Raw genomic sequence first — 22,699 nt, forward strand, 5'->3', positions numbered from 1 at the left:
GCCGTACCCCTCGCCCTTCTCCCGGAGGTTCTCGTGCCCGAAACCCTGCCTGACTTGCTGACCGCGGCCGGCGTGCTCTTCGATCTCGACGGCGTGCTGACGCCCACCGCCGAGGTCCACATGAGCGCGTGGAAGACGGTCTTCGACGAGGTCTTCGCACGCTGGAACATCGAGCCGCCGTACACCGATGCCGACTACTTCGACTTCGTTGACGGCAAGAAGCGCTATGACGGCGTCGCGAGCCTGCTGCACAGTCGCAACATCGAGGTGCCGTGGGGTGAGATCGAGGATCCGCCCGAAGCCGAGACCATCTGCGGCATCGGCAATCGCAAGAACGCCGCCTTCGCGGCATCCCTCCGCAGCACCGGTATCGCACCGTTCCCCGGCTCTCTCGCCCTGATCGAGTCTCTGCGCGCCGCCGGGCTGCCTCTCGGCGTCGTGTCGAGCTCGAAGAACGCCGAAGAGGTGCTCGCCGCCGCCGGCATCCGCGACTTCTTCACCGTCGTGGTGGACGGGGTCGTCGCCGAGCGGGACGGCCTGGCATCCAAGCCCGCCCCTGACATGTTTCGCGAGGGCGCGCGTGCTCTCGGTGTCGACCCGGCAACGAGCGTCGCCGTCGAGGATGCGACCTCGGGGGCGGCATCCGCTGCCGCCGCCGGATTCGCCACTGTCGTCGGCGTCGACAGGGGAGCGGGCGCTGACGCCCTGCGCGCCGCCGGCGCCACCTGTATCGTCGACGACCTCGCCCAGCTCATCACCGAACCCACGGAGACCGCATGATCGACCGCGACCACTTCCCCGTCGACCCGTGGCGTCTCATCGAGACGCGCTATTCCGAGGAGGGCGTCGGCGAGACGCTGTTCTCCGTAGGCAACGGCTATCTCGGCCTGCGCGGCAACCACATCGAGGGCCGTGGAGCGCACGAGCACGGCACGTTCATCAACGGGCTGCACGAGACCTGGCCGATCCGGCACGCCGAGCAGGCCTACGGGTTCGCCGAGGTCGGTCAGACGATCGTCAACGCGCCGGACGCCAAAATCATGCGGGTGTACGTCGATGACGAACCCATCTCGTTCGACGAGGCGGATGTGCGCGAGTACCGGCGCACCCTCGACATGCGCACCGGCGTGCTGGAGCGGCTCGTGGTCTGGGAGACGCCGTCCGGCAAGCGCGTGCGCATCAGGGATGAGCGCCTCGTCAGCTTCGAGGAGCGGCATCTGGCGATCCTGCGGCTCGAGGTCGTCGTGGAGAATTCCGACGCGCCGGTCACGATCAGCTGCCAGCTGCTGAACCGTCAGGACGGCGCCGGTGTCTACTCCGGCACTCCGGCTGCGGCGCAGAAGACCGGATTCGATCCGCGCAAGGCGGAGCGCATCGCCAACCGCGTGCTGGAGCCGGAGGAGTACTGGCAGGACGGACTGCGCTCCGTCCTCTCGTACGAGGTCGCCGACTCGGGGATGACCGTCGCGGTCGTCGCCGACCACGTCATCGAGACGGACAACGAGTACAGCGCCCGCCAGCTCAGTGAGGCGGACACCGCCAAGAACGTGTTCCGGGTGCAGGCCAAGGCAGGCATCCCGATTCGGCTCACGAAGCTCGTCAGCTATCACACATCCCGCGGCGTGCCGGCTCGTGAGCTCGTCGACCGTTGCCGTCGCACGCTCGACCGGGCGGCGGTGGAGGGCGTCGAGGCGCAGTTCCGCAAGCAGGCCGACTGGCTGGCGGCGTTCTGGGAGCGCAGCGATGTGCAGATCGGCGGTCACGACGACCTGCAGCAGGCCACCCGCTGGTGCCTCCTGCAGCTCGCCCAGGCGTCGGCGCGCGCCGACGGCAACGGCGTGCCGGCCAAGGGGCTGTCCGGCTCCGGCTACAGCGGCCACTACTTCTGGGACACCGAGATCTATGTGCTCCCGTTCCTCACCTACACCTCGCCGCAGTGGGCCAGGAACGCCCTGCGTGCCCGTGTCCTGATGCTTCCAGCCGCGCGCCGTCGCGCCGCGCAGCTGAACGAGGCCGGAGCGCTCTTCCCGTGGCGGACCATCAACGGCGAGGAGGCCTCCGCGTACTACGCGGCCGGCACCGCGCAGTACCACATCAACGCCGACGTGAGCTTCGCGCTCGGCAAGTACGTCCGTGCGACCGGTGATGAGGAGTTCCTCCGGCGGGAGGGCGCCGACATCGCGGTGGAGACCGCGCGGCTGTGGGCGACGCTCGGGTTCTGGCGCACCAACGAAGGCATCGAGACCTTCCACATCCACGGCGTCACCGGTCCTGACGAGTACACGACGGTCGTCAACGACAACCTCTTCACGAACGTCATGGCGCGGTACAACCTCCGCTATGCCGCACGGGTGGTGCGGGAGATCGCCGAGAACGACCCGGCCGCGTACGCCGCGCTGGTGGATCGCACCGATGTGGCGCCGGAGGAGCCGGATGCCTGGGACCGCGCCGCCGAGGCCATGTTCATCCCGTTCAGCGAGAGCCTCGGCATCCATCCGCAGGACTCGCTGTTCCTGGAACGCGAGCTCTGGGATCTGGAGCACACTCCGAAGGAGCAGCATCCGCTGCTGCTGCACTTCCACCCGCTGGTGATCTACCGGTTCCAGGTGCTCAAGCAGGCCGACGTGGTGCTCGCGCTGTTCCTACAGGGCAACCACTTCACCCCCGACGAGAAACTCGCCGACTTCGAGTACTACGATCCGCTGACCACCGGCGATTCCACGCTGTCCGCGGTGGTGCAGTCGATCCTGGCGGCGGAGGTCGGCTACCAGGATCTCGCCAAGGAGTACTTCGCGCAGTCGATCTTCGTCGACCTCGGAGATCTGCACCACAACGCGGCCGACGGCGTGCACGTGGCGTCGGCCGGCGGCGTGTGGACGGCGCTGGTGTCCGGCTTCGGCGGGATGCGGGATCACGCGGGCGAGCTCAGCTTCGACCCGCGCCTTCCGGCGGACTGGCCATCGCTGTCGTTCCCGATGCAATGGCAGGGGGCGGTGCTGCAGATCACGGTGACACGCGACGAACTGCGTGTCGAGGTGCGAGCGGGACAACCGGTCGAGTTCACGGTACGCGGTGTTGCGTACACGGCATCGGTCGGAGCCGATGCCCTCGTCGCTCTCGCGGATCAGGGACCGCTGATCCCCGGACGGCCGACGCTGCGCCGTTTCGCCGGCGCGCGACGGGACGACGGGACGCAGCTCTCGGCATCCGTTCCGGTGATCACGACGGCGATCCCGATCATCCAACAGATCGACTGACGGGCCGGACACTGCGGTGCGACGAACGGAGCCCACCGCAGTGTCCCCGGCACGCCGTAGGCTGTTGTGGTGACCACAGCCCTCTACCGCCGCTACCGGCCCGAATCCTTCGGCGAGATGATCGGGCAGTCGCAGGTGACCGAGCCGCTGATGACCGCACTCCGCGGCGACCGGGTCGGGCATGCCTACCTCTTCTCCGGTCCACGCGGATGCGGAAAGACGACGTCTGCGCGTATTCTCGCCCGCTGTCTGAACTGCGCCGAGGGCCCGACCGACGTGCCATGCGGAACCTGCCCGAGCTGTGTGGAGCTTTCCCGTGCCGGTGGGGGATCGCTCGACGTGGTCGAGATCGACGCCGCCAGCCACAATGGCGTCGATGACGCGAGAGACCTCCGCGAGCGTGCGACGTTCGCCCCCAGTCGCGATCGCTACAAGATCTTCATCCTCGACGAGGCGCACATGGTGACCCCGCAGGGGTTCAATGCGCTCCTCAAGCTGGTGGAAGAGCCGCCGGAGCACGTGAAGTTCATCTTCGCGACGACCGAGCCCGAGAAGGTGCTCGGCACCATCCGTTCGCGCACCCACCACTATCCGTTCCGGCTGGTGCCTCCGGCGGCCATGCTCGAGTACGTCGCGAAGCTCTGCGGCGAAGAGGGCGTGATCGTCGAACAGGGCGTGCTGCCGCTCGTCGTCCGCGCCGGTGGCGGATCGCCGCGAGACACGTTGTCGCTGCTCGATCAGCTCATCGCCGGCTCGGACGCGCCGGCCGGGTCGGCGACCGTCACGGTCGGCTACGAGCGCGCGGTGGCGCTGCTCGGCTATACGCACGCGGCACTGCTTGACGAGATCGTCGACGCTCTCGCGGCCGCAGACGCGGCTGCTGCCTTCCCGGCGATCGACCGAGTGGTGCAGACCGGGCAGGACCCGCGGCGCTTCGTCGACGACCTGCTCGAGCGGCTGCGCGACCTCATCGTCATCGCGGCCGTAGGCCCCGGCGCATCGGCGGTGCTCCGCGGCATCACCGAGGACGTGCTGGAGCGGATGCGGGCGCAGGCGTCCGCGTTCGGTGCGGCACGGCTGTCTCGAACCGCCGACCTCGTCAGCGCCGCCCTCGACGACATGTCCGGGGCGACCTCGCCGCGCCTCCACCTCGAACTCATGGTCGCTCGCGTGCTCGCCAGCGCAGGAACAGCGGATGCCGGCGCCACTGCCGATGCGGCGGTTCAGCAGGCTCCGGCTCCGGTGACGCAGCGGGCAGTCCCGGCCCCGGCTGTGTCGGCGGCGCCCGCATCCCCGGTCTCCTCGGCGCCGTCAGCCCCCGCGGTCAGCACGCCGACGACTGCAGCGAGCGAGACAGAACACAGCTATCCGGCGGATGCGCCGACCGAGGCCCCCGCTGCGGCGACCTCCGTCCCGACCGGGCCGGTCACGTACGAGCGGGTCACCGCCGTCTGGCCCGCGGTGCTCACCCGGCTGGAGAGCATCAGTCGCACATCGTGGCTGCTCGCCACCGCCGTGCAGCCGTTGGCGTACGGCACCGACTCCGAAGTGCTTACGCTGGGGTTCACCAGTCAGCATGACGTCGCGAAGTTCAAGGGTTCGGTCCCCGGATCCGGTCCGTCCGATCACCTGCGCACGGCGATCGAGCAGGAACTGGGCGTGCGCGTGAAGTATCTGCCGGCGCCGCTTCCGACCGGGGCCGCGGCTCGTCAGGGCTCTGCCGACACGCCGACGGCACGCCCTCAGGGCGATGCGGGTTCCGCTGATGCTTCGGAGCCTGCGAGAGTCGGTTCCACCGGGGCAGCCGGATCCACCGGTTCAACCGCTGCTGCGAATGCCGAGGCGGGGAATGCTCCCGAAGCGAGGGACTCCGACTCCGCGGGAAGGCCGTCTGCGGCATCCGCTTCGTCATCCCGACCGCAGTCCCGCGGCGCGTCGGCGCCGTCGGTGACGGAATGGGCGGTCGCCCCGATCCCGACCACCGTCGAAGCTCCGGTCACCGTGGCACCCCCGGCGCCGCAGCTGCCCGTCGACGAGGAGCCGGCCGAGGTCGAGGCCGCCGCATCCGCTGTCCCCTCGCCGGTCGACGGCGCGATCGACTCCGATGAGCCGCCGCTTCCGGGCGACGATGACGTGCCGTACTTCGACGACGAGCCGCCATACGACCCCTCCTACGAGCCGCCGGCGTCGACACAGGCCGCGCCTGCCCGACCAGCGGCAGCACAGGCGCCCACTCAGGACGCACCGCCCGCTCGGCAGGTGCAGCCGGCCAGGCCGGCGCCGGTCATCTCCGACCGCAGCCCGGTCGCCGGTGGCGTGCAGCGCTACGGCGAGGCCGTGATCCGCCAGGTGCTCGGCGCCACGTTCGTGCGCGAAGAGCCCTACGAGCCGCCGACGAGGTTCGCCTGATGTACGACGGCATCGTTCAGGAACTCATCGACGAGTTCGGGCGCCTCCCCGGCATCGGCCCGAAGTCCGCGCAGCGCATCGCGTTCCACATCCTGCAGACTCCGACGTTCGACGTCGCCCGGTTGTCCGAACTGCTCACCGAGGTGCGCATCCGGGTGCGCTTCTGCGAGATCTGCGGAAACGTCGCCGAGCAGGAGCGCTGCGCGATCTGCCGCGATCCGCGACGCAACCCGGCTCTGATCTGCGTGGTCGAAGACGCGAAAGACGTCGCGGCGATCGAACGCACCCGTGAGTTCCGGGGGCTGTACCACGTGCTCGGCGGCGTGATCAGTCCGATCGCCGGAATCGGCCCCGATGATCTGCGCATCGCCCAGCTGATGACGCGCCTCGCCGACGGCACGGTGCAGGAAGTCATCCTCGCCACCAACCCGAACCTCGAAGGCGAGGCGACGGCGAGCTATCTCAGCCGTCTGCTCACCACGATGCAGATCACCGTTTCTCGGTTGGCCTCCGGCCTCCCGGTCGGCGGCGATCTCGAGTACGCCGACGAAGTCACTCTCGGGCGAGCCTTCGAAGGGCGGCGCGTGCTGTGAACGTGGGTCTATTGCTGAGCCCGACGGGGCCCGCCGCGGTGGCGCAGTGACCGCGCACTCCGGTTTCACACGCCGCGGCTGGCTCCTCTTCGGGGCGATGGCCCTGCTCTGGGGCGTGCCCTACCTGTTCATCAGCATCGCCGTGGAGTCGATCTCGCCACCGGCGATCGTCGCCGGCCGAACTCTCATCGCCGCGCTGCTGCTGCTGCCGTTCGCGATCCGCAACGGCGCGCTGCGCGCCGCTCTGAAGCACTGGCCATGGGTGCTCGCCTTCGGCTTGATCGAGATGGCCGGTCCCTTCGTGCTGCTCGGCCATGCCGAGATGACGCTGCCGTCCGGCCTGACCGGGCTGCTCGTCGCTACCGTGCCGCTTTTCGCTGCACTCATCGCCCTCGGTGGCGGTGATCGCGGCGTGCTCCGCCCCGCTCGCGCGATCGGACTCGTCATCGGATTCGTCGGCGTCGCGATCGTGGTCGCCGGCCCTGGGCTGTTCGGCGGCGAGATGAGCCTGCTGGCCGCGGGCGAGGTGCTGCTGGTCGCGGTGCTCTACGCGATCGCGCCGTTCATCGTCGCGCGCAAACTCGCCGACGTGCCCTCGCTCGGCACGATCACCCTCTCACTGCTGATGATCGGCATCCTCTATCTGCCGCTCGGTCTCCTCACGCAGCACCGCCTGCCGACCGTGACCTCCGCTCTGGCGCTGCTGGCACTGGCCGTCATCTGCACGGCCGTCGCGTTCCTCGCATTCTTCGCGCTCATCCGTGAGGTCGGCCCGGTGCGCGCGCCGCTGTTCACCTACGTCAACCCGGTGGTCGCGATCATCCTCGGCGCGATCGTCCTCGCCGAGCCCCTGACGCTCGGCCTGGTCATCGGCTTCCCCCTGATCATCATCGGGTGCTGGTTCGCGGGCACCGGCGGGCGTCTCCGCCCCGCAGCGTCACCCGAGCCGGCGCCGATCCCCGCCCCCTGACGGGGTCCGGCTCGCGGGTAGCCTGTGGAACCGGGCCCCGGTCGAGGGGGCGCGGGAGGTCGCCTCTGGCCCGCGAATGCGACCGTCTTTGACCCCTGCCGAGGGGGAGGGGACGCGGGTGGTCGTCCCGGGCCCGTGGACGCGGCTTTCTTCGTCCCCCGCAGACGCCGAGGCTCTGGCATGCAGACGTCACATGCACAGCACGGCATATGCGTCGAACGTAGAATGTGCGTGGGCGGATCCGCCCGACACCCCCGGGAGTGAACGTGGCCCTCATCGTGCAGAAGTACGGCGGCTCCTCTGTCGCCGACGCAGAGAGCATCAAGCGCGTCGCCAAGCGCATCGTCGACACCCGCCGCGCCGGCCATGATGTGGTCGTCGCGGTCAGTGCGATGGGCGACACCACAGACGAGCTGCTCGACCTCGCGAACGAGGTGGCCCCGATTCCGGCGCCGCGCGAGCTCGACATGCTGCTCTCCAGTGGTGAGCGCATCTCGATGGCGCTGCTGGCCATGGCCATCCACTCGATGGGCTTCGAAGCGCGCTCGTTCACCGGCAGTCAGGCCGGCATGATCACGGACTCGAAGCACGGATCGGCCCGGATCGTCGATGTGACCCCGGTCCGTCTCCGCGAGGCGCTCGACGAGGGCGCGATCGTCATCGTCGCCGGGTTCCAGGGATTCAACCGCGACACCCGAGACATCACCACGCTCGGCCGGGGCGGCTCCGACACGACCGCCGTCGCGCTGGCCGCGGCGCTCGACGCCGACGTCTGCGAGATCTACAGCGACGTCGACGGCATCTTCACCGCCGATCCGCGCGTGATCCCGCGAGCGCAGAAGCTCGATCACGTCAGCAGCGAGGAGATGCTCGAGCTCGCCGCCAACGGAGCCAAGGTGCTCTACATCCGCGCCGTCGAGTACGCGCGCCGTCACGGCGTGCTCATCCACGCCCGGTCGACGTTCTCGTCGGCCGAGGGTACTTACGTTCTGGGCGAGGGTATGAAGAACCCTCGCGAAGCCGAGGGAGCAGCAGCCATGGAAGAACCGATCGTCGCCGGAGTCGCCACCGACTTCAGCCACGCGAAGATCACGGTCGCGGGCGTGCCGGATGTTCCGGGCAAGGCCGCAGAGATCTTCAAGATCGTCGCGAAGTCGGGCGCGAACGTCGACATGATCGTGCAGAACGTGTCGGCGGCATCCACGCGACGCACCGACATCTCCTTCACGGTCCCGAAGGCAGACGCCGCAGCCGCGCTCAAGGCGCTGGCCGCCGAGCAGACCGAGGTCGGTTTCCAGAACCTCGTGCACGACGACCAGATCGGCAAGCTCTCCGTCGTCGGTGCCGGCATGCGCACGCATTCCGGCGTCTCGGCGACGCTGTTCGAGGCGCTGTCCGCCGGCGGGATCAACATCGAGATGATCTCGACCTCCGAGATCCGCATCTCGGTGGTGCTCCGTGCCGACGACCTCGCCGAGGCCGCACGCACCGTGCACACCGCCTACGGCCTCGACGGAGACGACGAGGCGAAGGTGCACGCCGGCTCCGGTCGCTGATACAGACCTCGGATCGTGATGTCGGGGACCGACCCGGAGCATCCGGTCGACGCGGTAGACTCACCGCAACCCTGACATCGGCGCCAGGCGCGGCATCCGCATCCCGACGCCGTGCCTTCCGCCTCGTACGCATCACTGCACGACGCCAAGGAACCTCATGACCCGCATCTCCGACTCAGGACTCTCCGTCGCCATCGTGGGCGCCACCGGCCAGGTGGGCACCGTGATGCGCGAGATTCTCGCCGAGCGGTCGTTCCCGATCCGCGAACTGCGGCTCTTCTCCTCCTCGCGTTCTGCGGGCACCGCGATCGACTTCGGTGGCGTCTCGGTGATCGTCGAAGATGTCGAGACGGCGGATGCCGCAGGCATCGACGTGGCCCTGTTCTCGGCCGGCGCGACCGCCAGCCGCGCCTACGCGCCGCGCTTCGCAGAGGCCGGAGCCGTCGTCATCGACAACTCCAGCGCCTGGCGCAACGACCCCGAGGTCCCGCTCGTGGTGAGCGAGGTCAACCCGCACGCCATCGATGAGCGTCCCAAGGGCATCATCGCCAACCCGAACTGCACGACGATGGCCGCGATGCCGGTGCTGAAGGTGCTGCACGCCGAGGCCGGTCTCGAACGGCTCATCGTCTCGACGTACCAGGCGGTCTCCGGCTCCGGTCTCGCCGGCGCGCAGGAGCTGCTCGGCCAGGTCGAGGGCGTCCTCGCCCAGGGTGACACGCTGCGCCTCGTGCACGACGGCTCGGCCATCGACTTCCCCCAGCCGGAGAAGTACGTCGCGCCCATCGCCTTCGACGTCATCCCGCTCGCCGGCTCCATCGTCGACGACGGACAGAACGAAACCGACGAGGAGAAGAAGCTCCGTAACGAGAGCCGCAAGATCCTCGAACTCCCCGGCCTCCGCGTTGCGGGCACGTGCGTGCGCGTGCCGGTCTTCACCGGCCACTCCCTGTCGATCAACGTCGAGTTCGCGCGCGACATCACCCCGGAGCGGGCACGCGAGGTGCTGTCCGCAGCGCCCGGCGTCGTGCTCGAAGAAGTGCCGACGCCGCTGTACGCCGCCGGCAAGGACCCGAGTTTCGTCGGCCGGATCCGCGCCGATCAGTCGGCTGCCGAGAACAAGGGTCTGGTGCTGTTCATCAGCAACGACAACCTGCGCAAGGGTGCAGCACTGAACGCCGTGCAGATCGCCGAGCTCGTCGCCGCGCGCATCGGCGCAGCATCCGCCGTCTGACAACCCATGGTGGGTCCCTGGGCTGGCTCAGGGACCCATTCCCGGGGAACTAGACTGGTCTGGTGACTGAAACCGTCGATGTCGTCCTGATCGGTGGTGGCATCATGAGCGCCACCCTGGGTACTCTGCTGCACGAGCTGCAGCCGGAGTGGAAGATCGTCGCCTTCGAGCGACTCTCCGATCTCGCTCAAGAGAGCTCCAACCCGTGGAACAACGCCGGGACCGGACACGCCGCCCTCTGCGAGCTGAACTACATGCCGCAGAACGCGAACGGTCCGCTCGATCCCGCCAAGGCGGTGAACATCAACGAGCAGTTCCAGCAGAGCCGCCAGTTCTGGTCGTCGTTGGTCGAGAAGGGTGTGCTCGACGAGCCGTCGACGTTCATCAACGCCACCCCGCACATGACCTTCGTGCGCGGTGAGAAGGACGTCGCCTACCTCAAGGAACGCTACGAGGTGCTCAAGGAGCAGCCGCTGTTCGCCGGTATCGAGTACAGCGAGGACTCCCGCGTCATCAACAAGTGGGCGCCGCTGCTGATGCAGCAGCGCCGCAAGGGCGAGCCGTTCGCGGCGACTCGCGTGCCCGCCGGAACCGACGTCGACTTCGGAGCGCTCACGCACCAGCTCTTCGATCACCTCACTGCCGACGGTGTCGACCTGCGGGTCAACCACGAGGTGCGCAGTCTGAAGAAGCAGAAGGACGGCACCTGGCTCGTCAAGTACCGCAACACCATCGGGCATGCCCCGAACGAGGTGAAGGCTCGTTTCGTCTTCGTCGGCGCCGGCGGCTGGGCCCTCAAGCTGCTGCAGAACTCCGGCATCCCGGAGATCAAGGGCTACGGCGTCTTCCCGATCGGCGGGCAGTTCCTGAAGACGACGAACCCGAAGGTCGTCGCCCAGCACAAGGCGAAGGTGTACTCGCAGGCATCCGTCGGCGCACCCCCCATGTCGGTGCCGCACCTCGACACCCGGGTGGTCGACGGAGAGTCCTCGCTGATGTTCGGCCCGTTCGCGACGTTCAGCCCGAAGTTCCTCAAGAAGGGTTCGATGCTCGACATCGTGACCCAGGTGCGTCCGCACAACCTCGTGCCGATGCTCCAGGTCGCCGTCAAGAACCCCGACCTCATCACGTACCTCGTCGGCGAGCTCATGAAGAACCACCGCAAGAAGGTCGACAGCCTGCGCATCTTCATGCCCACGGCGAAAGACGAGGACTGGACCCTCATCGACGCGGGCCAGCGTGCCCAGGTGATGAAGAAGGACCCTGAGAAGGGTGGAATCCTGCAGTTCGGCACCGAGGTGATCTCCTCGGCAGACGGTACCATCGCCGGCCTCCTCGGTGCGTCTCCTGGTGCGTCGACCGCCGTGCCGATCATGCTCGGCCTGCTGAAGTCGTGCTTCCCCGAGCACTACCCGAGCTGGGAGCCGGCACTGCGCGAGTTGATCCCGACGTTCGGCGAACAGCTGAACAAGGACGCGGCTCTGACGGAGCGCTCCACCGCGGCGACCGCCGCGACGCTCGGCATCAACGTCTGAGCTCCCGGTGGGCAAGCTCTACTTCCGCTACGGCGCGATGAATTCGGGCAAGTCCACGTCTCTCCTCCAGGCTGCCTACAACTATGAGGAGCGTGGTCAGCACGTCCTCCTCGCCAAGCCGGCGATCGACACCAAAGGCGCAACGCAGATCGAGAGCCGACTGGGGATGACCCGCGAGGTCGACTTCCTGATCGCGCCGGAGGATGACGCACGGGCACTGTTCTCGGCGCACCGCGAGCGGATGCGGCGTTCCTCCGACGATGAGCTGCTCCCCGGCGGCCCTGTCGACGTCGCCTGCCTCCTGGTCGACGAGGCGCAGTTCCTCACCGCTGCGCAGATCGACGACCTCTTCCGGATCGCGGTCGACGACGGCATCCCGGTGATGGCCTACGGCATTCGCAACGACTTCCGCACGCAGGCCTTTCCGGGCTCGGCGCGACTGCTCGCGATCGCGCACTCGCTGGAGGAACTGAAGACCATCTGCCGCTGCGGTCGCAAGGCGGTGTTCAACGGCCGGGTGATCGACGGGCGTTTCGTCTTCGACGGCGATCAGGTCGCGATCGACGGGGGCGGCGACAAACTCGTCACGACGTACGAATCGCTGTGCGGCGCCTGCTACCTCGACGAGTCCGGCGGTCGTCTGAGCTGAGCGCGCCTGCGTAAACCCGGTCGTTGAGCGAGCGAAGCGAGACGAAACGCCTTGATCCGGCGTACGACGTCGGACGACACGTTTCGTCCCGGTCGCTGGCGCTCCCTTGCTCGACGACCGGAGCAGGCGCGTGCTTGCGTGGTCTGACCACACAGGCTACTCTGTGGTCAGACCACAGGAGGACGGATGTCGGAGCACAACGAGACCGAGTCGGCGCCCCGCGCCTGGCGACTCGTGCTGGAGAGCATCGAACGCGACCTCCTCGACGGGCGTCTCGGTCCTGGCGACCGCATCGCGTCGGAGCGCGACCTCGCCGCCGACCTGGGCGTCGGACGCTCCAGCGTCCGTGAGGCGCTGCGGGTGCTCGAGGTGATGGGGTTGATCCGCACCGCGACCGGCTCAGGCCCGCAGTCCGGCGCGATCGTCATCGCCACGCCCACCGGCGGCCTGTCGACGCTGCTGCGTCTTCAGGTGGCAGCGCACGGCTTTCCGCTCGAGGATGTCGTCCGCACCCGTCTCGTGCTCGAGGATGCCGTCGTCACCGCCCTCGCCGGCGCGCACAACCGAGACCTGTCTGCCGCGCACCAGACCCTGGACGCGATGGATGCGGCGGACCTCAGCCCTTCCGAGTTCCTGGCGCTCGACGCGCAGCTGCATCTCGCGCTGGCGGAGTCCAGCGGCAACACCGTCATCGCCGCGATGATGACGGGCCTGCGCACGTCCATCGAGTCGTACGTGCAGGAGGGGGCCGTCGCCATCGCCGACTGGGATGCGATGTCGGCCCTGCTGCGTTCCGAGCACCGCGCCCTCGTCGCCGCGATCGATGCCAGCGACGTGGATGCCGCCCGCAGCCTCGTCCATGCCCACATCACCGGCTACTACACGGCGACGGGCCTCACGCGCCGCGCCGATGCACGAAACCCCACATCCACCGACTGAGAGGAACACCATGGTCACGCGCCAGGTTCCCAACCCTGTTGAGCTCTTCGAGCTGATGAAGTTCAAGAAGCCCGAACTGAACGGCCGGAAGCGCCGCCTGGACTCGGCGCTCACGATCGACGATCTGCGCCTCATCGCCAAGCGCCGCACGCCGAAGGCGGCCTTCGACTACACCGACGGCGCCGCCGAGGGCGAACTCTCGTTGACCCGCGCGCGCCAGGCGTTCCAGGACATCGAGTTCCACCCCGGCATCCTGCGTCCTGCCCCCGACGTCGACACCTCTGTCGACATCCTCGGCGGTCCGAGCGCTCTCCCGTTCGGCATCGCTCCGACGGGGTTCACGCGTCTCATGCAGACCGAGGGGGAGGAGGCCGGGGCCGGAGCCGCGGCGGCCGCCGGCATCCCGTTCACGCTCTCCACCCTCGGCACCACGTCGATCGAAGGCGTGAAGGCCGTGAATCCGCACGGGCGCAACTGGTTCCAGCTCTACGTCATGCGCGATCGGGAGATCTCCTACGAACTCACCCGCCGCGCCGCCGGCGCCGGGTTCGACACGCTGCACTTCACGGTGGACACCCCAGTCGCCGGAGCGCGCCTGCGGGACAAGCGCAACGGTTTCTCGATCCCGCCGCAGCTGACGCTCGGAACCATCATCAACGCGATCCCTCGGCCGTGGTGGTGGTACGACTTCCTCACCACGCCGAAGCTCGAGTTCGCTTCGCTGAGCACCACCGGCGGCACCGTCGGTGAGCTTCTGGATGCCGCGATGGATCCCACCATCAGCTACGACGATCTCGCGGTGATCCGTGACATCTGGCCGGGGAAGATCGTCATCAAGGGCGTGCAGGCGGTCGAGGACGCGCTGACGCTGCGTGACGCAGGTGTCGATGGCATCGTGCTGTCCAACCACGGCGGCCGTCAGCTCGATCGCGCACCGATTCCGTTCCACCTGCTGCCATCGGTGCGATCGGCGGTGGGAGACGACTTCACGGTGATGATCGACACGGGCATCATGAACGGTGCCGACATCGTGGCCTCGGTCGCACTCGGTGCCGACTTCACGCTGATCGGCCGCGCCTATCTTTACGGGCTGATGGCCGGCGGTCGTGCAGGCGTCGACCGCACGATCGACATCCTGCGCAGCGAGATCGTGCGCACGATGCGTCTGCTCGGTGTCTCTTCGCTGGCCGAGCTGGAGCCGGGGCACGTCACGCAGCTGCAGAGGCTGGTTCCGGTATCCCGCCGCGGGGTACCTCGTGTCCGTGCGGCGGACGTCTCGGCATGACGCGGCTGAAGATCGAGATATCCGTTCCCGCGAGTCACGCCGAAGCGGTGATCCACGCCCTGCACGCCGCCGGTGCGGGGCGGATCGGGGCGTACGAGCGGTGCACCAGCTCCTGGAAGGTGACGGGCCGCTGGCAGGCCCTCCCCGGCTCGCAGCCGTATGAGGGCGACGTGGGCGCGGTGCAGCGCAGCGAGGAGATCCGGATCGAGTCCGTCTGCGACGTCGAGCAGGCCGGTGCCGTCCAGGAAGCGATCCGCCAGGCCCACCCCTACGAGGAGGCGGTCATCCACTTCCTGCCGATCTACGAGCCGTAGCGCGGCTCAGCGGACCCGGGCCGCCGGGTTCAGTGTCTTCAGCAGCTCATCGAGCTTGTCTGCGGTGTCCTCCCAGCCGTCCACGGCCACGGAGGGCACGCCGATGGCGAGCACCGGGTAGTCGTTCCCGCCTTCGTCGAGGCGGTCGCCGTAGAAAAGCATGCTGGACAGCGGGATGCCGGTGCGCTCGGTGAGCTGCTGCATCCCGTAGGCCTTGTCGATGCCGGCGCGAGTGATGTCGATCGAAGTCGATCCACCGGAGCGCACCTCGAGACCTGGCAGGCGCGCGGCGACGGCGTCGCGCAGTGCTGCGCGCTTGGCCTCTGTCGGATCCCATGCGTGTTTCGCGTCGCGCGGGGCCTGCTGGCCGAGGGCGGAGAAGGTGATCTGCGAGCCGCGGTCCTCGAGGATGTCGCCCCAGGGCTCCGGCTCCCAGAAGCCGAGCCGCTCGGCTTCCTCGCGCAGTGCGGTGAGAGCCCCGGACTTCTCGTCATCGGAGAGATCGTGCGCGTAGACGAGCTCGAAGCCGGATCCGTCGTGGCGGAGATAGCGCGTGCCGCACGTCGGCAGCAGGTGCAGGCGCGCCAGCGTCGCGGCATCCGCGTCGCCGAGCTGGGCGACCACCTGCGTGCGGAACTGCTCCTCGTTGCCGCCGGAGATGATGGCGACGTCGACCGAGCGCAACAGGGCGCGAAGCAGGTTCGCGATGCGCGAGCTGATCGCTCCCTTGGACGGAGCGAGGGTGTCGTCGAGGTCGAAGGCGACAAGGGTGGGCGCAGTCATGATGCTTCCAGATTAGGGGAGCGCTCCTGCGAGGGGCGTGGGGCGAACAGCAGCGTGCAGGCGATCGCGAGGAGGACACCGGCGGTGGCGCCGACGGAGTTCGCGACGATGTCGTTCACGGTCGCTGCGCGATGGGGAAGCGCCACGCGCTGAACACCCTCGATCAGGACCGAGATCGCAGGTCCGGTGAGGAGCGAGAGCACCCAGATCCGCCGCGGCAGGAGCACGAAGGCCAGAGCGCCGACAGGCACGAAGACGAGGATATTGGCGAAGATCTCGAGCTCCGTGAATCCCCATCGGCTCCAACCCAGCTGGTGGACGATGTCGACGACCCGGTCGAGGAGATTCGGCATCCGCTCCTCGATACGAGGAGGAGTGAGAGTGAGCATGGCGAGAGCTGCCAGGAGGAGGATTCCGATGACGGTGGCCGCACCACGGGTGATCCGGCGCGGCGGCGGAAGCAGGCCTCTCATGCGGTCCCTTCTCACTGGTGCGGATACGAGGAAGGCCGCCTCGAGGGCGGCCTTCCGGTGTTACTGGTCGGGGTGACAGGATTTGAACCTGCGACCTCTTCGTCCCGAACGAAGCGCGCTACCAAGCTGCGCCACACCCCGTTTTGCAACCCTCCGAGTCTACAGTGAAATCCCCGTGGCACCGAATCGGTGGTCCCGCGCGGTCAATGTGAGCAGCGTCGCTTCGGGACGGCACGCGAAGCGCACGGGGGCATAGATCGAGTGCCCGCATCCGGCGCTGACGTTCAGGGGGACGCTCCGTCCCTCGTGCGTCCAGGTGCTGAGCCCCTTCGCCTGCTTCAAGGGGATGTCGCAGTTCGCGACCAGTGCGCCGTACCCGGGCAGGCAGACCTGACCACCATGGGTGTGCCCGCCGAGGATCGCATCGGCGCCCAGGTCGATGAAGCCGTTCAGCACCCGCTGGTACGGAGCGTGCGTGACGCCGACGACCGAGGTGTCCGCATCCCGTGGCCCGAGGTCCTTGATCGCTGAAGGCAGATCCTCGAGGCGGTCCCAGTTGCGGTGCGCATCGCTGACGCCGAAGAAGTCGACGGTGTCGCCCGCGACCGTGAGACGCGCCGCCGCGTTGTTGAGATCGGTCCAGCCGAGGTCCTCGGTGAAGTACGCGTCCATCGCATCGGTGTCGAGCATCTCCGGTGCACGGTGGCGCTGCGATGGCCCGGAGAAGTACCGCAGCGGGTTGCGCGCGGACGGTCCGTTGACGTCGTTCGAGCCGTGCACGAACACTCCGGGGATGCCTGCGAAGGGCGCGAAGGCGCGCCGGATGCCGTTCAACCCGTCCCGATGCCCCAGGTTGTCGCCGGTGTTGACGATGAGGTCGGGGTTCAGCTGGGCGAGCGAGGCCAGCCAGTCCTGCTTGCGGTGCTGCCACGGCGCCATGTGGGCGTCGGAGAGGTGCAGCACCCGGATCGGGGCCGAGCCTGGCGCGAGCGCCGGCGCGGTTACCTCGCGCACGGTGAAGAGGTAGCGCTCGATGCCGATGCCCCACACGGCAGCGGCCGCACCCGCGGCCCCCACCGCGCCGAGCGCGATGAGGGCCGGGCGCGCGCTTACTCGCATGCGACCGAGACCGGCGTGCTCTTCTTCGTCGCTGTCCCCGCCGCCGGACTGGTGGCCTTGACGACCGCTTCCGGCGGGTTGCAGGTCTTGTTGAACGAGATCGTCGTGAACCCGGCGCCGATGAGTGCGGACTGCGCCGCGCCCTTCGACTGGCCGGTCACGTCCGGCATCGTCACGCCCTGGGCGTTGCTCGGCGAGAGCGTCACGGTACCGCCGCTCGGGGCCTGCCCGGCGGGATCCTGCGCGGCGACGATGTTGGTCGGCTTGTCGCTGTCGACCGGAGCGCCGACGGAGACCGAGAATCCCTGGTCTTCGAGGATCGCCGTCGCCTCATCGATCGTCTTTCCCACAACGTTGGGCACATTCGTGAGCACCTGACGGAGCAGATTCTCGTCCGGGCCGGGGAAGTCGTTACCGCTGTAGACGGCGTTCGCCGCACTCTGCATGTCGCGGGCGAGCGCGTATCGCATCGAACTGAGCGCGTAGTCATCGGTCGACTGGTTGTCGATGCGGGCATCGCCCTTGGAGCGGCCGACCCAGATCGCGCTGGTGACGTTCGTGCTCGACTCGATCATCATCGTCGAGTAGGTCTCGTGCGTTCCGGTCTTGCCGAGCACGGGGGTGCCGTCGTAGGGGTTCGCTCCGGTACCGGTGCCGTTCGTCATCACGTTCTGCAACGCGTATGCGGCCGTCGCGGCGACCTCGGGGGAGATCACCTGGGTGCAGGACGAAGCGGGCAGCGGCAGCTCCTTGCCGTTCTGCACGACCCGGTCGATCGCCTTCGGCGTGCAGTAGATGCCGCCGTTCGCCACGGTCGCGTAGGCTCCCGCCATCGCCATGGGGGAGATGTACTTCGAGCCGAGGATGTCGTAGATGAAGTTCTCTTCGGTCACCTTGCCGCCGTTGCCGAGGGTCACGCCCATGCGGTCGGCGACCTTGTTGATCTCGCACAGGTCGAGCTTCTCCGCCATCGCGAGGTAGCCGCTGTTCAACGACTGCGCGGTGAACGACATCGGGGTGCCGTTGCCGCCGTTCCCGCCGCCGTAGTTGCCGATCTTCGACGTCATCGGGATCGGGGAATCACCGCAGTGCATCTTGGTGAACATGCGGTTGCTGCCGTTGATCGACTCCCGCAGGGAGTGACCCTTCTCGAGCCAATCGATGAGGGTGAACAGCTTGTATGTGGAACCCACCGGCACGCCACCGTGTCGCTTGTCGTTCGCGAAGACGAGCGAAGAATAGGCCTGGTCGTCGAGAATCGTCTCGCTGAACGTCGTGTTCTGCGTGATCGCGAGCACGCGGCCTGTGGTGGCTTCGACCGAAACTCCGGCGGCACCGAAGAACTGGTTGTCGAAGTTCGCGGGAGCGATGTTCGCCATCGACTCGGCTGCAGGGTCCTGAATGCGCAGATCCAGCGAGGTGTAGATCTCCAGGCCACCGCGGCGCAGCAGGTCGCTGCGTTCCTGCGGGGTGGCGCCGAAGGCCGGATCATCGAGGACGATCGACTTCACGTACTCGCAGAAATACGCGTTGCGCCCGGCTGCAACACAACCCTGCTGCGGCTCCAGGATCGCGGGCGCGATGTCTGAAGCATCCGCCTCTTCGTACTGCGCCTGGGTGATCTTGCCGTCGGTGAGCATGCGTTCGAGCACATAGTCGCGGCGCTCTTTCGTCTTCGCGTAGCCGTCCTCGGCGCTGTTGACAGCGACATCGTTCTCGGTCGCGGTGCCGCCGGGCAGGTCGATACGGTAGTAGTTGGGGTTCTGCACCATGCCGGCGAGCGTCGCGGCCTGCGCCAGAGTGAGGTTCGCGGCCGTCGTGGAGAAGTAGTAGCTCGCTGCGGCTTCGATGCCGTAGACGGTGCCGCCGAAGTTGGCGATGTTCAGGTAGCCGAGCAGGATGTCGTTCTTCGAGTAGTCCTTCTCGATCTGGATCGCGAAGCGCATCTCCTGCAGCTTGCGTTCGATGCCCTTGCTGCCGGTCGCGTTGGTCGCGTCGGTCCAGCACTGCTGCAGCTTCTCGGAGTAGTTGTCGTCATTGGTGTCGACGTCCTGCTCGCACTCCTGGATCAGCACGTTCTTCACGAACTGCTGGCTGATCGTGGAGGCGCCGCGCGAGGAGGTGCCCTTGACGTTGTCGACGATGGCCTTCACCGTGGCACCGAGGTTGACGCCGCCGTGGCTGTAGAAGCTCTTGTCCTCACTGGAGAGCACGGCCTCGAACATCACCGGAGCCACCTGCTCGTACGTGACAGGCACGCGGTTCTGCTCGAAGACCGACGCCAGCTTGAAAGGGGCGCCGTCGAGACCCGTCGCGTAGAACGTCGACTGCTCCATCGGGGCAGACGGGTCCAGGTTCGAGGGGAGCTCGTCGAAGAGCGTCAGGGCCTGGCTGCCGGCGAGGCCGGTCATCGCGAGGACCGGGGTGACAGTGGCGGTGACCAGAAGGCCAGCGACGGCGCTGAGCCCGACGAGCCCGAGAAGGCCGCCGAGCACGCCTTTCACCGTGCGATTCTTTTGAGGCATACGCTTGATCGTAGGGGAGTTCCCTGAAAACAGCCTTTGACGGGCGCGCACCTCTTCGACAGGGTCTCTGGGCCCGCCGAAGGGCGGCACGCCCGAATCGATAGGAGTGCCATGACCACGTGGGAGTACCTCACCACGCCGCTGCTCATCCACAACACCGCCGCGATCCTGAACAACTGGGGCAAGCAGGGCTGGGAGCTCGTGCAGGTCGTCCAGGGGCCCGAGGGTGGGCTCGTCGCCTACCTCAAGCGCCCGGTGACGACGGATGCTGCCGCCAACGCCGGTCTCGCCGCCGCGGCCGAGGCCTCGCGACAGTTCGAGGGCGGTGCCGCATGAGCATCGCCGCTCGTCTGACCGAGCTCGGAATCGAGCTCCCCGCGGTCGCCGCGCCGGTCGCCGCCTACGTACCCGCCGTCGTGCACGGCGACCTCGTCTACACCTCGGGCCAGTTGCCCTTCACAGACGGAGCGCTGCCGGCGATCGGCAAGGTCGGCACGCAGGTCACCGCCGACGATGCGAAGGCCTACGCGCGCACCTGCGCTCTGAACGCGCTCGCTGCCGCCGCGGACGCCGCCGGGGGAGTCGACCGCATCGGTGGCGTGCTGCGTGTCGGCGGGTTCGTGGCATCCGCCGCCGCCTTCACCGGTCAGCCCGGTGTGATCAACGGCGCGAGTGAAGTGCTCGGCGAGATCTTCGGCGACGCAGGAAAGCATGCACGCGCGGCCGTCGGCGTCGCCGAGCTCCCGCTCGGCGCTCCGGTCGAGGTCGAGGTCACCTTCATCCTCGCCTGACGAAATTCGATCCCGGCATCCGGGACGGAAAAGGCTGGTTCCCGACATCCGGAACCAGCCTTTTCCATCTCTGGAGCGTCGAACGACCTACTTGACCTGCGCCGAGATGATGCTCATCACCGCGGTGTCGGCGAGGGTCGTCGTGTCGCCGACCTCGCGTCCTTCCGCGACGTCGCGCAGCAGACGGCGCATGATCTTGCCCGAGCGGGTCTTCGGCAGCTCGCCGACGATGTACACGTCGCGCGGACGGGCGATCGCCCCGATCTGCTCGCCGACCCAGAGCCTCAGCTGCTGGGCGAGACCGGCCGGGTCGTGCTCCGACAGGTAGCTCTCCTTGATGATCACGAAGGCGACGACGGCCTGCCCGGTCGTCTCGTCGGATGCACCGACGACCGCGGCCTCTGCCGTGGCCTCGTGCGCCACGAGCGAGGATTCGATCTCGGCGGTCGACAGGCGGTGGCCGGAGACGTTCATGACGTCGTCGACGCGCCCCAGCAGCCACAGGTCGCCGTCTTCGTCGAGGCGGGCGCCGTCGCCGGCGAAGTAGTAACCCTGATCCTCGAACTTCTCCCAGTACGTCTCCTTGTACCGCTCCGGGTCACCCCAGATGCCGCGCAGCATGCTCGGCCACGGCTCGGTGATGACGAGCAGTCCGCCGTTGCCGTTGCCGACATGCGCTCCCTGCTCATCGACGACGTCGAGGGTGATGCCCGGCAGCGGTACCTGCGCAGAGCCCGGCTTGGTGGCGATGACGCCGGGCAGCGCGGATACCATGATCGCGCCGGTCTCGGTCTGCCACCAGGTGTCGACGATCGGGGTCTTCCCGCCGCCGATCACGTCGCGGTACCACATCCATGCTTCGGGGTTGATCGGCTCACCCACGGAGCCGAGCAGTCGCAGCGACGACAGATCGAACTTCTTCGGGACGCTGCGTCCGATCTTCATGAACGAGCGGATCGCGGTCGGGGCCGTGTAGAAGATCGAGACCTTGTACTTCTCGATGATCTCCCACCAGCGGCCGGGGTGCGGAGCATCCGGTGTGCCCTCGTAGAGCACCTGGGTTGCGCCGTTGGCGAGCGGACCGTACGCGACATAGGAATGCCCGGTGACCCATCCGATGTCGGCGGTGCACCAGAACACGTCGGTTTCGGGATGCAGGTCGAAGACGTACTTGTGGGAGTACGCGGCCTGAGTGAGGTAGCCACCGGACGTGTGCAGGATGCCCTTCGGCTTGCCGGTGGTGCCGGACGTGTAAAGGATGAACAGCGGGTTCTCGGCGGGGAACGCCTGCGCTTCGTGGTCGGCCGATGCCGCGGGCACGGCCTCGTGCCACCAGACATCGCGGCCTTCCACCCAGTCGACGTCGTTGCCGCCGCGTCGGACGACGAGCACGTGCTCGACGGTCTGCTGCTCACCCTCGCCGCGGTCGCTCAGCGCCTGATCGACGGCGGGCTTGAGTGCCGACACCTTGCCCTTGCGGAAGCCGCCGTCGGCGGTGATGACGACCTTGGCGCCGGCATCGTCGATGCGCGAGCGGAGGCTGTCGGCGCTGAAGCCGCCGAACACGACGGAGTGGATCGCGCCGAGTCTGGCCACCGCGAGCATCGAGGCGATGGCCTCGGGGATCATCGGCAGGTAGATGGCGACGCGGTCACCGTGGCCGACGCCGAGCCCCTCGAGCACGTTGGCCGTGCGCTTGACCTCGTCGGTCAGCTCGGCGTACGTGATGCGGCGCTCGTCGCCGGGCTCGCCCTCCCAGTGCAGAGCGACGCGGTCGCCGTTGCCTGCTTCGACGTGCCGGTCGAGACAGTTGTAGGCGACGTTCAGCTCACCGTCGTCGAACCACTTGGCGAATGGCGGGTTCGACCAGTCCAGGACGTGGGTGAACGGCGTGTGCCAGTGCAGCAGCTCAGCGGCCTGCTCTCCCCAGAATCCCTCCCGGTCGGCGGCGGCGCTCTCGTAGAGCGCGGGGGACGAGATGGACTGTGCGACGAATTCCTCCGACGGCGGGAACCGGCGTGTCTCGTCGAGAAGGTGATCGATCTGGCTGCTCATCGGCAGGCGCTCCTTTGCGGCATTGCTGGTCCTGCTGGGCGCGGTCATGTGGGGTCGCGTGACCGGGTCATCGTGAATCTAATCGCGGGGCCCGACATCGCCTACCGCCGAAAGTCGGTATCGGGATGGGTTTTGTCAGGAGTGCCGCCTTGCGTACACTCGACGTCAGCCGAAATCTCATTCCGGCCTTGGCGTGCCCGTTTCCCCCGAAC

At 67.9% G+C, this 22,699-nt stretch carries 19 protein-coding genes and 1 tRNA gene; 14 read left to right on the plus strand and 6 right to left on the minus strand.

Annotated elements, in window-relative coordinates:
* Positions 1 to 33 precede the first annotated feature (33 nt).
* The 12 genes from MRBLWO13_RS10145 to MRBLWO13_RS10200 all read left to right on the plus strand — a co-directional run bounded on the left by MRBLWO13_RS10145 (position 34) and on the right by MRBLWO13_RS10200 (position 14,741).
* The gene (locus MRBLWO13_RS10145) at positions 34 to 780 is read left to right on the plus strand and encodes a beta-phosphoglucomutase family hydrolase (protein ID WP_341973853.1); all 747 of its coding nucleotides are present in this window, start codon (positions 34 to 36) and stop codon (positions 778 to 780) included.
* On the plus strand, positions 777 to 3,257 hold the full coding sequence (locus MRBLWO13_RS10150) for a glycosyl hydrolase family 65 protein (RefSeq protein ID WP_341973854.1): 2,481 nt from the start codon (positions 777 to 779) through the stop codon (positions 3,255 to 3,257). Before MRBLWO13_RS10145 ends, MRBLWO13_RS10150 begins: the two co-directional genes overlap by 4 nt.
* A 69-nt stretch (positions 3,258 to 3,326) precedes the next feature.
* Positions 3,327 to 5,666 (plus strand): DNA polymerase III subunit gamma and tau, encoded by a 2,340-nt coding sequence (locus MRBLWO13_RS10155; protein WP_341973855.1) that lies wholly within the window; start codon positions 3,327 to 3,329, stop codon positions 5,664 to 5,666.
* On the plus strand, positions 5,666 to 6,259 hold the full coding sequence (gene recR, locus MRBLWO13_RS10160) for a recombination mediator RecR (RefSeq protein WP_102191756.1): 594 nt from the start codon (positions 5,666 to 5,668) through the stop codon (positions 6,257 to 6,259). Before MRBLWO13_RS10155 ends, recR begins: the two co-directional genes overlap by 1 nt.
* A 46-nt stretch (positions 6,260 to 6,305) precedes the next feature.
* Positions 6,306 to 7,229 (plus strand): EamA family transporter, encoded by a 924-nt coding sequence (locus tag MRBLWO13_RS10165; RefSeq protein WP_341973856.1) that lies wholly within the window; start codon positions 6,306 to 6,308, stop codon positions 7,227 to 7,229.
* Positions 7,230 to 7,495: 266 nt separating this feature from the next.
* Positions 7,496 to 8,785 carry an aspartate kinase gene (locus MRBLWO13_RS10170; protein ID WP_341973857.1) on the plus strand — a complete coding sequence of 430 codons (1,290 nt, stop codon included), beginning with the start codon at positions 7,496 to 7,498 and terminating at the stop codon, positions 8,783 to 8,785.
* Between the two features lie 157 nt (positions 8,786 to 8,942).
* The gene (locus tag MRBLWO13_RS10175; protein WP_341973858.1) at positions 8,943 to 10,019 is read left to right on the plus strand and encodes an aspartate-semialdehyde dehydrogenase; all 1,077 of its coding nucleotides are present in this window, start codon (positions 8,943 to 8,945) and stop codon (positions 10,017 to 10,019) included.
* Positions 10,020 to 10,081: 62 nt separating this feature from the next.
* Complete coding sequence (locus tag MRBLWO13_RS10180) at positions 10,082 to 11,554, plus strand: malate:quinone oxidoreductase (protein WP_341973859.1); 1,473 nt, start codon at positions 10,082 to 10,084, stop codon at positions 11,552 to 11,554.
* Between the two features lie 7 nt (positions 11,555 to 11,561).
* Positions 11,562 to 12,203 (plus strand): thymidine kinase, encoded by a 642-nt coding sequence (locus tag MRBLWO13_RS10185; RefSeq protein WP_341973860.1) that lies wholly within the window; start codon positions 11,562 to 11,564, stop codon positions 12,201 to 12,203.
* 186 nt (positions 12,204 to 12,389) lie between these two features.
* Positions 12,390 to 13,142 (plus strand): FCD domain-containing protein, encoded by a 753-nt coding sequence (locus tag MRBLWO13_RS10190; protein ID WP_341973861.1) that lies wholly within the window; start codon positions 12,390 to 12,392, stop codon positions 13,140 to 13,142.
* A 10-nt stretch (positions 13,143 to 13,152) separates the two neighbouring features.
* Positions 13,153 to 14,427: an alpha-hydroxy acid oxidase gene (locus MRBLWO13_RS10195; RefSeq protein ID WP_341973862.1), complete on the plus strand. Its 1,275-nt coding sequence runs from the start codon at positions 13,153 to 13,155 to the stop codon at positions 14,425 to 14,427.
* Positions 14,424 to 14,741: a hypothetical protein gene (locus MRBLWO13_RS10200; RefSeq protein WP_341973863.1), complete on the plus strand. Its 318-nt coding sequence runs from the start codon at positions 14,424 to 14,426 to the stop codon at positions 14,739 to 14,741. The genes MRBLWO13_RS10195 and MRBLWO13_RS10200 overlap by 4 nt, the downstream gene beginning before the upstream one ends.
* Positions 14,742 to 14,747: 6 nt before the next feature.
* Here the strand turns inward: MRBLWO13_RS10200 and MRBLWO13_RS10205 are convergent, their stop codons facing one another.
* The 5 genes from MRBLWO13_RS10205 to MRBLWO13_RS10225 all read right to left on the minus strand — a co-directional run bounded on the left by MRBLWO13_RS10205 (position 14,748) and on the right by MRBLWO13_RS10225 (position 19,641).
* A complete protein-coding gene (locus tag MRBLWO13_RS10205; protein WP_341973864.1) occupies positions 14,748 to 15,524 on the minus strand; it encodes an HAD-IIB family hydrolase in 777 nt (258 codons plus the stop codon).
* Positions 15,521 to 15,997, minus strand: coding sequence for a VanZ family protein (locus MRBLWO13_RS10210; protein ID WP_341973865.1), 477 nt, complete (start codon positions 15,995 to 15,997; stop codon positions 15,521 to 15,523). Before MRBLWO13_RS10210 ends, MRBLWO13_RS10205 begins: the two co-directional genes overlap by 4 nt.
* Positions 15,998 to 16,061: 64 nt before the next feature.
* A tRNA-Pro gene (locus MRBLWO13_RS10215) sits at positions 16,062 to 16,138 on the minus strand.
* Positions 16,139 to 16,156: 18 nt separating this feature from the next.
* Complete coding sequence (locus MRBLWO13_RS10220; RefSeq protein WP_341973866.1) at positions 16,157 to 17,116, minus strand: metallophosphoesterase; 960 nt, start codon at positions 17,114 to 17,116, stop codon at positions 16,157 to 16,159.
* Complete coding sequence (locus MRBLWO13_RS10225; protein WP_341973867.1) at positions 17,107 to 19,641, minus strand: transglycosylase domain-containing protein; 2,535 nt, start codon at positions 19,639 to 19,641, stop codon at positions 17,107 to 17,109. The genes MRBLWO13_RS10220 and MRBLWO13_RS10225 overlap by 10 nt, the downstream gene beginning before the upstream one ends.
* A 111-nt stretch (positions 19,642 to 19,752) precedes the next feature.
* Between MRBLWO13_RS10225 and MRBLWO13_RS10230 the strand changes: the two genes are divergently transcribed.
* Both MRBLWO13_RS10230 and MRBLWO13_RS10235 read left to right on the plus strand, forming a co-directional pair.
* On the plus strand, positions 19,753 to 19,977 hold the full coding sequence (locus tag MRBLWO13_RS10230; protein ID WP_341973868.1) for a hypothetical protein: 225 nt from the start codon (positions 19,753 to 19,755) through the stop codon (positions 19,975 to 19,977).
* Positions 19,974 to 20,432, plus strand: coding sequence for a RidA family protein (locus MRBLWO13_RS10235; protein WP_341973869.1), 459 nt, complete (start codon positions 19,974 to 19,976; stop codon positions 20,430 to 20,432). Before MRBLWO13_RS10230 ends, MRBLWO13_RS10235 begins: the two co-directional genes overlap by 4 nt.
* Positions 20,433 to 20,519: 87 nt before the next feature.
* Here MRBLWO13_RS10235 and acs read toward each other — a convergent pair whose 3' ends face one another.
* Complete coding sequence (acs, locus tag MRBLWO13_RS10240) at positions 20,520 to 22,487, minus strand: acetate--CoA ligase (RefSeq protein ID WP_341973870.1); 1,968 nt, start codon at positions 22,485 to 22,487, stop codon at positions 20,520 to 20,522.
* Positions 22,488 to 22,699 lie beyond the last annotated feature (212 nt).

The sequence above is a fragment of the Microbacterium sp. LWO13-1.2 genome, assembly GCF_038397725.1.
GTDB lineage: Bacteria > Actinomycetota > Actinomycetes > Actinomycetales > Microbacteriaceae > Microbacterium.